At 46.0% G+C, this 13,084-nt stretch carries 13 protein-coding genes and 1 pseudogene; 5 read left to right on the plus strand and 9 right to left on the minus strand.

Annotated features, from left to right (window positions below; translation table 11 throughout):
* The first annotated feature begins 631 nt into the window (after positions 1-631).
* Both QH73_RS14645 and QH73_RS14650 read left to right on the plus strand, forming a co-directional pair.
* A complete protein-coding gene (locus QH73_RS14645) occupies positions 632-2,479 on the plus strand; it encodes an NAD(P)H-quinone oxidoreductase subunit F (protein ID WP_039713209.1) in 1,848 nt (615 codons plus the stop codon).
* An 83-nt stretch (positions 2,480-2,562) separates the two neighbouring features.
* Complete coding sequence (locus tag QH73_RS14650; protein WP_039713208.1) at positions 2,563-4,059, plus strand: NADH-quinone oxidoreductase subunit M; 1,497 nt, start codon at positions 2,563-2,565, stop codon at positions 4,057-4,059.
* A gap of 10 nt (positions 4,060-4,069) precedes the next feature.
* Here the strand turns inward: QH73_RS14650 and QH73_RS14655 are convergent, their stop codons facing one another.
* Positions 4,070-4,270 (minus strand): hypothetical protein, encoded by a 201-nt coding sequence (locus QH73_RS14655; RefSeq protein ID WP_132867048.1) that lies wholly within the window; start codon positions 4,268-4,270, stop codon positions 4,070-4,072.
* Here QH73_RS14655 and QH73_RS14660 point away from each other — a divergent pair.
* Positions 4,260-5,390: a CO2 hydration protein gene (locus tag QH73_RS14660; RefSeq protein ID WP_039713207.1), complete on the plus strand. Its 1,131-nt coding sequence runs from the start codon at positions 4,260-4,262 to the stop codon at positions 5,388-5,390. The two genes, QH73_RS14655 and QH73_RS14660, sit on opposite strands and share 11 nt — an antisense overlap.
* Before the next feature lie 121 nt (positions 5,391-5,511).
* On the opposite strand, the gene QH73_RS14665 is transcribed toward QH73_RS14660, so the two are convergent.
* From QH73_RS14665 to QH73_RS14710, 8 genes and pseudogenes are all read right to left on the minus strand, one after another.
* Positions 5,512-5,820 (minus strand): HepT-like ribonuclease domain-containing protein, encoded by a 309-nt coding sequence (locus QH73_RS14665; protein WP_201278145.1) that lies wholly within the window; start codon positions 5,818-5,820, stop codon positions 5,512-5,514.
* Between the two features lies 1 nt (position 5,821).
* Complete coding sequence (locus QH73_RS14670) at positions 5,822-6,154, minus strand: nucleotidyltransferase family protein (RefSeq protein WP_039713205.1); 333 nt, start codon at positions 6,152-6,154, stop codon at positions 5,822-5,824.
* A gap of 509 nt (positions 6,155-6,663) precedes the next feature.
* Positions 6,664-7,458, minus strand: a pseudogene (locus QH73_RS14675) (GNAT family N-acetyltransferase).
* 604 nt (positions 7,459-8,062) lie between these two features.
* Complete coding sequence (locus tag QH73_RS14690; protein ID WP_039713202.1) at positions 8,063-8,803, minus strand: carbonic anhydrase; 741 nt, start codon at positions 8,801-8,803, stop codon at positions 8,063-8,065.
* Positions 8,804-8,902: 99 nt separating this feature from the next.
* A complete protein-coding gene (locus QH73_RS14695) occupies positions 8,903-9,199 on the minus strand; it encodes a P-II family nitrogen regulator (RefSeq protein WP_039713201.1) in 297 nt (98 codons plus the stop codon).
* Between the two features lie 5 nt (positions 9,200-9,204).
* A complete protein-coding gene (locus QH73_RS14700) occupies positions 9,205-10,176 on the minus strand; it encodes a sodium-dependent bicarbonate transport family permease (RefSeq protein WP_039713200.1) in 972 nt (323 codons plus the stop codon).
* Positions 10,177-10,418: 242 nt separating this feature from the next.
* Entirely contained in the window at positions 10,419-11,060 is a 642-nt protein-coding gene (locus QH73_RS14705) for a Uma2 family endonuclease (RefSeq protein ID WP_015157002.1), read from the minus strand.
* A gap of 34 nt (positions 11,061-11,094) precedes the next feature.
* The gene (locus tag QH73_RS14710) at positions 11,095-11,742 is read right to left on the minus strand and encodes a hypothetical protein (RefSeq protein ID WP_052289727.1); all 648 of its coding nucleotides are present in this window, start codon (positions 11,740-11,742) and stop codon (positions 11,095-11,097) included.
* A gap of 182 nt (positions 11,743-11,924) precedes the next feature.
* On the opposite strand from QH73_RS14710, the gene cobU reads away from it, so the two are divergent.
* Together cobU and QH73_RS14720 are read left to right on the plus strand one after the other, a co-directional pair.
* Complete coding sequence (gene cobU / locus QH73_RS14715; RefSeq protein ID WP_039713199.1) at positions 11,925-12,500, plus strand: bifunctional adenosylcobinamide kinase/adenosylcobinamide-phosphate guanylyltransferase; 576 nt, start codon at positions 11,925-11,927, stop codon at positions 12,498-12,500.
* A gap of 132 nt (positions 12,501-12,632) precedes the next feature.
* Positions 12,633-13,058 (plus strand): hypothetical protein, encoded by a 426-nt coding sequence (locus QH73_RS14720; RefSeq protein ID WP_039713198.1) that lies wholly within the window; start codon positions 12,633-12,635, stop codon positions 13,056-13,058.
* Positions 13,059-13,084: the final 26 nt, after the last annotated feature.

Consider the following 13,084-nt stretch of genomic DNA (forward strand, 5'->3'; position numbering starts at 1 on the left):
GTGGATTTAGTTTGACAGTAAATTTTTGACGAGAATACCCATTCTTAATTAGAAAAAAGTCTTCCTGAAATAAGCATAGGGAAGCTTTGCTCCCCTGACAATATAAATCATTATGATAATTTTGAATGAGAATGTTTAAAAAAACTTAACGGTGTATTTTTCGCTCGATCTGACATCTAAACCGCCCCTGTTTATCGCTATTCTACTTTTGTTTTATAATTTTTTAATTACATTTAGATAAAGCAAACTTATACCTCATCCACTTCATCCTCTAGAGCGATTGCCGAAGGTCACGTCTGATGGCTCTAGGAGTTTTTACTGACCAATAGCCACTGACCGACGAAATCTCGCCTGCTTGGGTGCTATAATTGCCTACACTCAAGCTAAATCAGTTTGACATGGTTAATACAAAGAGTGAATTTTGGCAAGAGTGCAAATCATTTGAGAAAATACTCACCCGGCTACATTTTGCAAGGAAAAACTATTAATAACAAAAACATTCAGAGAACGAAAATAGTCCAAACGAGATTGACAAACAGAAATTAAAACAATTCAAACGTCTCTACTGAGAACACTAGAATTGCCCCCAAATAAATTTTTTTTTAGTTGCAAATAAGTGGGAAAATTGCAAATGACGCAGTTTTTATTCATAAATAGTTGGTGGGTTCCCTTCTATGGCTTGATTGGTGCAGTCCTCACCTTACCTTGGGCAATGGGAATAGTGCGTCGCACTGGACCTAGACCTGCTGCTTACCTAAATTTATTGATGACTGTGGTAGCTTTTATCCACAGCGTTATCCTCTTCAGGGATATGTGGGATCGAGAACCGCAAAGCTTTCTCTTTACCTGGTTCAAAGCTGCCGACTTAGATTTATCTTTTGCGTTGGACGTGTCGCCAGTCACCCTTGGTGCAGCAGTTCTCATTACTGGTTTGAGCTTGCTGGCACAGATTTACGCCTTGGGATACATGGAGAAAGACTATGCCATAGCGCGGTTTTTTGCCTTGATGGGATTTTTTGAGGCAGCGCTATCGGGCTTGGCTTTGAGCGATTCCTTGATCCTCAGCTACGCTCTACTGGAAATGCTGACGCTTTCTACTTATTTGCTGGTCGGCTTTTGGTACGCTCAGCCGTTAGTAGTGACAGCGGCAAGGGATGCCTTTTTAACAAAACGAGTGGGGGACATACTGTTATTGATGGGAGTTGTGACCCTCGCTTCCTTCGCTGGTAGCCTCAACTTCTCCGACTTGAATGAATGGGCGCAAACAGCTCAACTATCACCTTTAACATCAACGCTACTAGGCATAGCTTTAATTGCCGCACCAGCCGGGAAGTGCGCTCAATTTCCTTTGCATTTGTGGTTAGACGAGGCAATGGAAGGTCCAAACCCCGCTTCTGTACTACGAAACTCGATGGTGGTATCGGGTGGGGCATATGTGTTGTATAAATTGCAACCCATATTGGCACTGTCACCTGTAGCATCTGAAATTTTAGTCATTCTCGGCACGGTAACGGCAGTAGGAGCATCGTTAGTTTCGATCGCCCAAATTGATATTAAGCGGGCGCTGTCCCATTCCACTAGCGCCTACATGGGACTGGTATTTTTATCGGTAGGTTTGCAGCAGGGTGGCGTAGCGCTGATGTTGCTATTTACCCACGCGATCGCCAAGGCATTACTATTTATGAGTGCAGGCTCGATCATTGCCACTACGCACACCCAAGATTTAACGGAAATGGGAGGTTTGTGGTCGCGGATGCCTGCGACCACAACGGCTTTTGTCGTCGGTGCAGCCGGACTGGTGACGCTCATTCCCCTGGGTAGCTTCTGGGCAATGGTGCAGTGGGCAAACGGCTTTTGGATAGTTAGCCCTTGGGTTGTCGGCGTGTTGCTCGTAGTGAATGGTTTAACGACACTCAATCTCACTCGCGTCTTCCGACTCGTTTTCTGGGGCGACCCGCAGCCAAAAACTCGCCGCGCTCCAGAGGTCATGTGGCACATGGCTTTACCTATGGTATCGCTGACAATAGTAACTCTGCTAGTTCCGTTGATGTTACAGCAGTGGGGATTGTTACCGAGTTGGGAAAACACCAACTGGCAAGCAGTCACTCTCTTAATGGCATCAAGTGGATTAGGACTAGCAATCGGCTCGACAATATACCTACATAAAGCTTGGTCGCGACCCGTGCAATTGCAATGGCGATTTTTGCAAGACTTGTTGGGCTACGATTTCTATGTAGATGAGGTTTACAAAGTCACCGTTGTTTTGGCAGTGAATTCGATCTCCAAAATTTCCGCCTGGATCGATCGCTACATCTTAGATGGCTTAGTAAATTTAGTTGGCATTGTCACCATCTTTAGCGGTCAAAGCTTGAAGTACACCATCTCCGGTCAATCGCAAGCCTATATGCTCACCATCCTCCTCGGAGTCGGTCTGCTCGGCTTAATTATCAGCTGGTCTTTAGGATACATTTTTCAGTAAGTAGTGGCTAGTGGCTGGCGACTAGCCACTAGATAAAGAATCCAGCCCTCACCCCTCACCCCTCACTCCTCACTCCTTCACAGATGCTCAGTGCTTTCATTTGCTTACCAGTCTTAGGTGCGGTGCTAATCTGGGTTTTGCCTCCAGGTGAGAGCCGATCGCGTTATATTGCTTTAGCAGTTACTGCTGCTACATTTATTTGGAGTATTGTTCTCGGGTTTCGATTCGATCCTGGGGATGGTGCTTTTCAGTTTCAAGAAGCACTACCTTGGATAGATGCTTTGGGTTTGAGCTATCGCCTCGGTGTGGATGGGTTATCTTTCCCATTATTGGTGTTGAATGGCTTACTCACTTGCGTTGCACTTTACAGCACCAATAACCAAGTGGCGCGATCGCGATTCTACTATTCTCTGATTCTGCTACTCAATACGGGTGTTGCTGGAGCTTTCCTGTCTCAGGATCTCTTGCTATTCTTTCTGTTCTACGAACTGGAATTGATTCCCCTGTATTTGTTAATTGCGATTTGGGGTGGCGCAAGACGCGGCTATGCAGCGACGAAGTTTCTAATTTATACAGCAATTTCGGGCATTCTGATTTTAGCTGCCTTTTTGGGTCTGGTTTTATTAAGTGGGACGGGTTCTTTTGCTTACGAACCTTTACGTACTGCTGCCTTGAGTTTACCGTTGACAACACAATTGATTTTACTAGGGGCAATTGTTGCCGGTTTCGGGATTAAAATCCCCCTAGTTCCCTTTCACACCTGGCTACCAGATGCTCACGTCGAGGCTTCTACACCCGTTTCCGTGCTGTTGGCGGGGGTGCTGTTGAAGTTGGGAACCTACGGTTTGTTGCGCTTTGGCATGGACTTGTTACCGGAGGCTTGGGCAGCATTTGCCCCTTGGCTAGCAACTTGGGCAGTCGTCAGCGTGCTGTATGGGGCTTCCTGCGCGATTGCCCAAACTGATATGAAAAAGATGGTAGCCTATAGCTCTATCGGTCACATGGGTTACGTGTTACTGGCAGCAGCGGCGGCGACACCTTTGAGTATTTTAGCAACAGTGTTGCAAATGATCAGTCACGGTTTGATTTCAGCACTTCTGTTTCTACTAGTAGGGGTAGTTTACGAAAAAGCTGGTAGTCGGGATACTCAAGTGTTAAGAGGACTACTCAACCCCGAACGAGGTTTACCTGTCATTGGCAGCTTGATGATTTTGGGCGTGATGGCAAGCGCTGGAATTCCTGGTATGGTGGGGTTTGTGGCAGAGTTTCTCGTTTTTCGCGGCAGTTTTCCCGTCTTCCCTACCCAAACTCTCCTCAGTATGGTGGGGACTGGTTTGACTGCGGTGTATTTCTTACTCTTGGTGAACCGCGCCTTTTTCGGACGGCTATCGCCCCAGGTTGAGAATTTACCTAAAGTTTACTGGTCGGATCGCCTTCCCGCGATCGCTTTAGCAATACTAATTGTAGTGCTGGGGATTCAACCGAGTTGGATGTCCCGCTGGAGCGAACGCACAACTACGGCAATGGTAAATAATGTAGAGGCGATCGCTCATCTAGCGGTCAAGAATCCGCGATCGTAAATTAGTTTGACTAACATCTGTCCCTACTGGCAAGATTCACATCCATAGGGGCAGATTTTGCCAACCGATGTATGGAAGAATTAAATATAAAGTTCTGTTCCGCCAATAATAAAGCCATTTGCCGAGCGCTATGTACAGACATATACGCAAAGTCTGTACGCCGATAACTGACAACTGATAACTGATAACTGATAACTGATATGGTCAGCATCACTAACAAGCCTACCAGCCATCCTTTAGCAGAATATATTCAAAGGTTACAAACCGGAGAAGCTTTACTCGCAGATACTCCTGAAAATGTTTTAGAAGTTGTAGGAATCCTCAAAAGCTACGGTGTGGTTTTAGATGCCTACTGGCGAAATTTAACCTATATTTCCGAAAATCAGTTTTTAGTCTTTTTCCCCTTTTTCAAGTATTTCAATGGGGAATTTTCTATTAGCAAATTACTCCGTCATTGGTGGCACGATCGGATCAATTTTGAGTACGCCGAATATTGCATGAAAGCTATGTTTTGGCATGGTGGCGGCGGTTTGGATGCTTATTTAGACACGCTGGAATTTAAAGAACGAGCAGCAGCAGCCATTCAAGCAAAGTTTAAAAACAATCCTTTGGTTTTGGGAGTAAACCAACTTTTCCCCGAATTTTTACCGGAATTGGTGCGCCAGCAAGCTTATTACAGCGGCTTGGGTCAATTTTGGCACGTCATGAGCGATATGTTTTTGCAGCTGAGCGATCGCTACGATCGCGGTGAAATCAAAACTATTCCGCAGGTAGTCGAGCATATCTTAAATGGTTTGGTTGCCGATGCTAATACACCAATTACTTACACGGTAAACATTAAAGGCAAAGACTACGAAATTATTCCCAAAAGCGCGGGTTTAACTTTCCTTCCCGATACAGCCGTACCCTACGTCGAGGCAGTTTTCTTTCGAGGTACGCCGTTCCAAGGTACAGTTTCTTATAACGCTCAAGCACATCAAATTTCCCCCGATCAAGCGCGATTTGCTTACGGTGCGTTGTATGCAGATCCTTTACCGATTGGTGGTGCTGGTATTCCTCCGACGCTGTTGATGCAAGATATGCGGCATTACTTACCCGAATATCTGCATGAAGTCTATCGTCGCACTAAGCGCGGAGAAGATGACTTGCGGGTACAAATTTGTATGACTTTCCAAAAGTCGATGTTTTGCGTCACCACAGCCGCAATTTTAGGACTGATGCCTTATCCAGCAAATACTCAAGATCCGTCAGAACAGCAGGCAAATATTACTTACCTCGAAAATTGGATGGATCGGTTTATGACTTCGCGGTTGTTGGATGTAAATAGATAGTCGGATGTGAATAGGTAGATGGTGAGAGGCGATCGCATTGTTTTAGGATGGAAGGGTGCGATCGCCACTCTCTCTACAGCTATTGGTGAAGCCTGTCCCTTGCCCAGTTACCTCGCCTAACTTACGTTTCAGGAGGAATTTGTGTCTTCAATTCTTCAATCAAGATCGGTATCTCATTTTGCACGACATTCCAAACGATGTTGAAGTTGACAGCATCGTATTCATGTACTAACCGATTTCGCATTCCGTTAATTTCTTGCCATGAAACGTTTGGCAAGGTCTGTCGGGTTGCTTCGGAAACTCGTCTTGCGGCTTCGGCAATCACCAGCAATCGTCGAATTACTGCATCTTGAAGCTGCACATTTTTCACAAACTCACCTTTCGAGCATTGAGCAGTGTAGATGATGATGAGTTCTGCAGATTGCAGCATATCAAGCAAGAATTGAAGATCCCGTTGCATAAATCACTTGAGCAGAGGAAAGAATTTCTTGGCGGCGTAGGTAATTACGACTGGTTTCAACGCCCTGACGGGTAATTAAGTCAATGTCTCGCTGGAAAATGGTTTTTAACTCTGCTTCCATCCGATCCAAAGTACTGAACGTAGGGCGAGCATCTGGGTGAAATTGCACCATCACGTCAATATCGCTGTCGGGGCGGAAGCCATCGCGCAGGACGGAACCAAATAGAGCAAACTCGGTAATTTGCCAGCGATCGCAAAATTCAGCAATTTTTTCTATCGGTAATTCAATAGCAGTAATAGTCATGTCAGTTTTGCCTCCAGAGCCTAAATTCGCTGATTCATCAATATAGTTGCCGTTGCTTCATCAGTTTCGAGCGCCCGTTCTACTGTTGATGCCTTATCCGGCAAATATAAAAGATCCATTAGAGTAACAAATAAGTATAGCCGATCTCGAAAATTGGACGGATCGATTTACAACTTCGCGATTGTTTGGACGTGAATAGATAGAGGCTAAAAAGTGATGTCAAAGGCGGTATACTCTTCGATAGTAATATCATAAAAGTCCCGACAAGCTAAGCGGCGCGATCGTCATTTTAAAGTGGAAGGGCGCGATCGCGACGGCTATATGTTAACTCGCCCTGAAAAACCTTGGTTTAAATAAATTGATATTGCTTACTGCATAGTAAGAGGAAAAGTCTAATCCTGTGCCAAATTTCTAAATACAGATACCGCTGGCGATGAGCCGCCGCCGGAAGCGGAAACGGACGCTGTAGGCAGTCGGGCCCACTGCCTTGTTCGGTGCGCCGTGAGGCATCAGCTTGCGGCACCCTCATCGTCCGGCAGGTTCAGTGCCTCGTATTTCCCCGTCGAGCGAAACCCCAGTTGTCGCGCGAGGGCTGAAGACGGCTCATGCGCCGCATCCCAACATGGCTCTAACCCGCGTTCGAGGCAATACAGTATCAGGGCTGCCGCGACAGCTCTAGCCAACCCACGGCGACGAAACTGAGGGTGGGTCTGGATCTCGATCTCCAATTTTCTCCCGCCAACCGCTGCGGAGGAAGCGCCGGAGACAAACATGCCCTGATGCAGGATGCCCAGACCGACTCCCTGGGTAATAAACTCTTCGTGAGAACGAAAGCTGCCAAAACTGCCGACCAGGCAAGGATCGAGGTCTGCGGCGAATTGCGCCACCTCTTCGAGGCGCACTTGCCGCAGTTCAAACCCGCTGGACAGTGCCTGACAAAACCTCCTCAACTTATCGACATCGAACTTGTCTGCCTGAAAGGCTTCGCGACGATCTACAGTCAACGCATTCGGATAGGTCGCGGCGACCAGATGCTGCCACGCTGGGGTGGGGGCAATCAACATCCCCCCAGGCTACAGCAACTTGAAGAGCTGCTGGGCATTTGCGTGGAGTGGATCGCCTGCCAGGAAATGAAAATCAAGCACGGCGAGGGCTACACAAGGCTCCTCTTGTGAATCTGCAAAGACCTTCCCCATGCCACCTTCGATGGCTGCTGCGACAAAACCACGCAGGCACGGATAACGATCGAACAGCCTCCGTACGGACTCTCGGTTGTCACTATCCAATTCAATCAGCATAGTCATTTCTGTCAGTGTATTCTCTTAGTAATTGAACACTTAACGTTCCTGTTGAGCAGCTACAAGTAACCTTGACAACTCCATCAAAATCTTTCGGTAGTCCGCTCCAACAGGGTTGTTAGGCTCATTTGTCGCTCACTGCCCCAGATAGCGATCTAGTCTGCGTTCAACACTTTGTCAGTAATCCAGAAGGGATCTGTGTCACTGTTGCCTCCCAAAGAATCGTTCAACATCTGGCGCAATAACTCTAATCCACTCGGTGGAAAAAGCCCAGTTGCATCTGCTAGGGCAATCAGAGCAGTCGAATCATGTGCAATGGTTATAGGGTTAGTCAACCACACCAATCGTACTACAAAATACTACAAAATACGAATAGCTTGGCTCTGAATGCTCGCAGATAACTTTCAGGCTGCTATCCCCACTGAACAGCTAGCAGCCTAACGATGATTTCCACCCACGTCTTAAATCGGGGTGGTCGAGGGTGCATAGTCCACTTGACTTGTAAAGAGTCGGTTGGTATTTGGGGGCGATCGCTCATCTCCAAAAGCCAATTGAAGATCGGCTGAAGATTGGCGATCGCGTGACTTTTGCAAGTTGAAATTTTTAAACCTCAAGTCACGATCGCGACTTCTCCCGTGTCTAGATCGTATCGTCCCCCAACAATTTGCAGTTTGCCTTCTCGTACCAGTTGCATTAAAAGATCGGATTGCTCTAATTTTTTCACTTGATAGCGCACGTTTGCCACAACTGCATTTTCAACTAAATCGTCTTCTGATTTACTATTTGATTTATTATTAAGTTGCGCGTTAGCGGAGCTTAACGTAGTTATCGCGGGTTCGATCGCTTTTGCAAAACTACTAATTTGTCCGGGGAGTGGCTTGCCTTTGACTGCTGCTGTCACTGCACCGCATCGCTCGTGACCTAGTACCATAATTAAGGGAGTCCCTAACATTACTGCGGCATATTCTAGGCTGCCAAGTGCTTCAGCAGTCACGATATTCCCAGCAATCCGCACGTCAAACAAATCGCCAATTCCCAAATCGAACAAAATTTCCGCCGGAACCCGAGAATCAGCACAACTCAGGAGAGTCGCAAACGGATGCTGTGCTGTAGCCACTTCATGCAAGCGTGTCTGCGATTGATGCGGATGTTCCAGCTTTTGCTGCACGAAACGTTGATTTCCCGCTAGCAACCTTTGCAATGCTGTATTAGGACTATCTGGTTCAATATCCTCTATAACTGCGGCTTGTGCTGGTTCGCCACCAAGTAAGCTACTCGCAGCAACGCTAACACCAACACCCGCTATCTTTAAAAACTGACGGCGATCGATAAACTTATTCTGACGACTCATAATTCTTCCTAACAAAGCAAGTAACTAGACAGCAGCACGTTAGCCACCAGCCACTAGTCACTAGCCACCAGTCACTGATAACTGATAACTGATAACTGATTAAAGCGAAGCAATACATCTAACAGAACGAATTTCCATCGCATCGGAGATATAACAAGCACCGCCGAATTTATTCAGAATCGGTCGCACATTTTCTATGACTGGCTTAATCTGTTCTGGCATACAAAAAGCAATAATGTAGACATTATCAAGCTGTGTTGCATCTGCACCAGGACTTCTACCGATCGCATTGCGGATGACAGTGTGTCCGATGATGCCTGCTTTATCAAAGCCTGCTAAAATTTTTGGCAGTTCTACCGAATCCGCGAGGACTTCTATTCTTTTGACCGCGTGCATAATTTCTACCCCCAAAGCAGGTTGATGCCGTACAAATACAAAGGAATTCCCACAATGATATTGAAGGGAAATGTCAGTGCTAGAGCGGCAGTAACGTAAAGGCTGGGATTGGCTTCTGGTAGCGTCATCCTCATAGCAGCTGGAACCGCTATATAAGACGCACTCGCACACAACACCGAAAATAACAGTGCATTTCCTTGCGGCATCCCGATCGCTTTTGCTAAAAGTATGCCAATTGCCGCATTAACTATTGGTATCAATATAGAAAAAGAAATCAAAAACGTACCAGTTTTACCTAAATCTTTGATTCTTCCAGCAGCAACTAATCCCATATCTAACAAAAAGAAGGTCAGGACTCCGTAAAATATGCCTTGAGTAAATGGTTCTTCTACCTTCCAGCCTTTTTCTCCTGACACTGCACCTATTATTAGGCTACCAACTAAAAGAAAAACCGAACTGTTAAGAAAAGCCTCTTGCAAAACTTCCGACCAAGAAAAATCGCCATCTTCCTTGTCGATCGCAAATAGTTTCACCAAAAGCAGTCCGACAATAATTGCTGGGGATTCCATCAAAGCTAAAGCCGCTACCATGTAACCGCTAAAATCGATTCCCAGTTCAGTCAGAAAAGAACCAGCAGTAATGAAGGTGACAGCACTGATAGAACCATAGGTAGCCGCGATCGCAGCTGCGTTATATAAGTCGAGTTTGACTTTGAGAATAAAAAATGTATAAATCGGCACGATACAAGCCATCATCACCGCTGCCAAAAGTGTGAGTATGACTTCTTGGCTGACTCCGCTTTTGACAAGTTCGTTTCCTCCTTTAAACCCAATGGCAAATAGGAGATAAAGCGAAAAAAGTTTAGGTAATGGTTGAGGAATTTCTAAATCTGATTTGAGAAAAACAGCTAACATCCCCAGAAAAAAGAACAGCACTGGCGGACTCAGGACGTTAGACGCGATCAAGCTTACATCCATTCCCACCTCTCCTCTGGTTTGTGGGAACAGATACCTAAAAAAGTTTTAATCATCGCAAAACTTAATATTTTATGTTAAATTCAACTACCTGACACCAACCTGGCAACCCATAGCGTTGCACTATTCCAATTTGGCAACTTCTACCCTGTAAGAACAGTATGAGGCATAGTTTATCAGAAGATGCAACTATTTCTACCTTTGCCAACACTAATTTGTGAAGAGAAGCAAAGCTGCAAATCTAACTATTGTTGAAACTGAGATAATAACCACGCGCTAACTCTACCGTGATTCATCTCACGAGTTCGCCGCAAAGCTGCTTCTAATAAAGCAATTTCTAAACCTAGTAAAACTTGAGACTGAGTAATTCTTCTACTACCACCATTGGCAACAGAAAAAGCAAAAATTTCAATATTTTTTACATCTACAATCCAATATTCCGCTACTCCTAGTTGTTCGTAAAGCAGACGCTTTTCGCCTTTATCATCTGATAGAGAAGTATTAGCCACCTCGATCGCTAAAGTTGGTGGTGGATAAAGATCGAGATTGATAATTGTCGTTCCCCAAGGAATTGCTTCGGCATTGCCACCAATATAGTAAGACACGTCGGGCTGTGCTTCTCGAATACCTGTTTTCCGGTAGGTACAGTTGTCTTTCCCATTTAAATCTATACCTTTTATCGCCGCCCATAAGTGAACGGCGTAATTAATTATTGAGTGGTCGCTAGCATGGTCATTTCCCACTGGAGGCATTTCAATTCTCATCCTATCGTTAAAATAGTAGCCCTTAGCTTTTTCTAACTGCGGATTTTCAACGATCTGAACGTACTCATCCCAACTAGCTTTCACCCAGGTATCGGTTGGTAGCTCGACTTGCGAGATATTCATAGATAACCTCAGCACAAATTGCTAAATTAGACTTTCAGGAGTTATTAATATTCTCTCCGATCGCATTTGATTCGATCTGAGATTCTAGTTGTCGTTTTTGTGCTAAAAGTTCTTGTATTTTGTGATAGCGAGCGATCGCTACACTCAGCTCCAACAATTGATCGAGAGGACAAGGATAAGACCATTGCTCACCAGAGGCATCGAAACCGCAAACACGATAGCTAGTTGGAGATAACGAGCGATCGAGACTACCAGATGAATCTGTTGTCAATAAATCTGGACGTTCAAACACGATTTCCTCGATCTCGTCGTCCGATTCTGGAGCAGTTGGATAAGAATCGATCCAAGCATCAACAATTGGACCTTCGTAGTAGAGTGCTTGAATTCTCTGTGCTATTCGTTCTAAATCGACAATTGGTGCTGACGGCGATCGCTCTACTTGAATTGTCGTTGTTGGTGACGGTTCAACGCTGCTAGTAGAAAACTGGGGTAACTGTGGTGACTGGGGTGAATGGGGACGTTCGCTCTCTGCTGATGGCGGAGGTAGATCGACTTTTGGCGCTACTGGCAAAATCTGAAATGAGAGCGGGCGATCGGTTACAGGAGACGGTTCAGTGGTAGACTGCTTGAGCGTCTCTAGTTGGTCTAAAGTTGCGTGAATGCGTTGTAGTGCCTGTTTCATGTGTTTATATTTAGTGGCTGGTGACTAGTGGCTAGTGGCTAGTAATCAATAGGGTGTGGGGGAGCCAGTGCGGTCTTGGGGGTTCCCCCCATGAGCAACTGGCGTTGTGGGGTGTAGTGAGTGGTGCGTGTTTTAATTACGACTTACGACTTACGACTTACGACTTACGACTTACAGCAATGATGCCAACTTCTCCTTCGAGTCGAATTGTACTCGTTACTGGACCAACTAAATCTGGTAAAAGCGAATGGGCAGAAACTCTAGCAATGCAATCTGGAAAATCGGTGATTTACATTGCGACGGCTCAAACCAATGCCGACGATCCTGAGTGGCAACAGCGGATCTCTCAACATCGCGATCGCCGTCCTGCTGACTGGTTAACCGTAGAAGCGCCAGAAAACTTGATCGAAACAATCACCACAGCTCCCTCCTCTTGCTGCTTGCTAGTCGATTCGCTTGGAACGTGGGTAGCGAATTTGCTGGAGCAGGATAGCATTACTTGGGCAGCAACGGAGCAAAATTTAATCTTAAGTTTAGAGCGCTTAGACAACAAAGATGTAATTGTTGTAGCAGAAGAAGCTGCCTGGGGCGTAGTGCCAGCTTATGCAAGCGGTAGGCTGTTTCGCGATCGCTTGGGTCAATTAGTCCGTCGCTTAGGAGCTGTTGCCAACTCCGTTTACCTCATCGCAGGCGGACACGTCCTCAACCTCAGTCTACTAGGTTCCCCGTTACCTACCCCTTTAAATGAGAAACGATAGCATAGAGTCAGTTATCAGTTATCAGCAAGAGAGTGACTAGTGGCTGGTGACTAGTGACTAGATGAAGAATTCTACTACTAGCCACTAGCCACTAGCCACTAGCAACTAGCAACTCCCTACTCCCTTCTTAAAATGGCATCCACACAAGACGTTAGAAGATATCTCGCATACTGGTTTCAGTTAGGTAAGCATGTCGTCATTCGTGACGGACAAGAACGCTTGCTACCACAACCAGTGATAGAAGGCGATCGCTACAGCCAAGCTTTTGAAGAGTGCTGGCAACGCATTAGCGCACCTGATGCAGGCGACTGTTACTTGGAGGCAACAGAGGAATCAGTAGCCGATTTACTCACGCCAGAATGGGATGTGTCTCCTTGCGCCCGTTGCGCTATGCCCGTACCCATGCGTCATGTGGGAATGCCTCCTGCTTGTTGTCCTTGCAACGACTTATTGAATTGGCCCAACCTTGACGTTCCGCAGCCGCGATCGCCAGTCAATTCCCAAGTTAGACTCAAAGACATACAACAACGGCTGATGTCAATGCGCGATCGCGGTTAGATAGCTTAAATAAATTAGGCACGCAG

The sequence above is a fragment of the Scytonema millei VB511283 genome (assembly GCF_000817735.3).
Classification (GTDB): domain Bacteria; phylum Cyanobacteriota; class Cyanobacteriia; order Cyanobacteriales; family Chroococcidiopsidaceae; genus Chroococcidiopsis; species Chroococcidiopsis millei_B.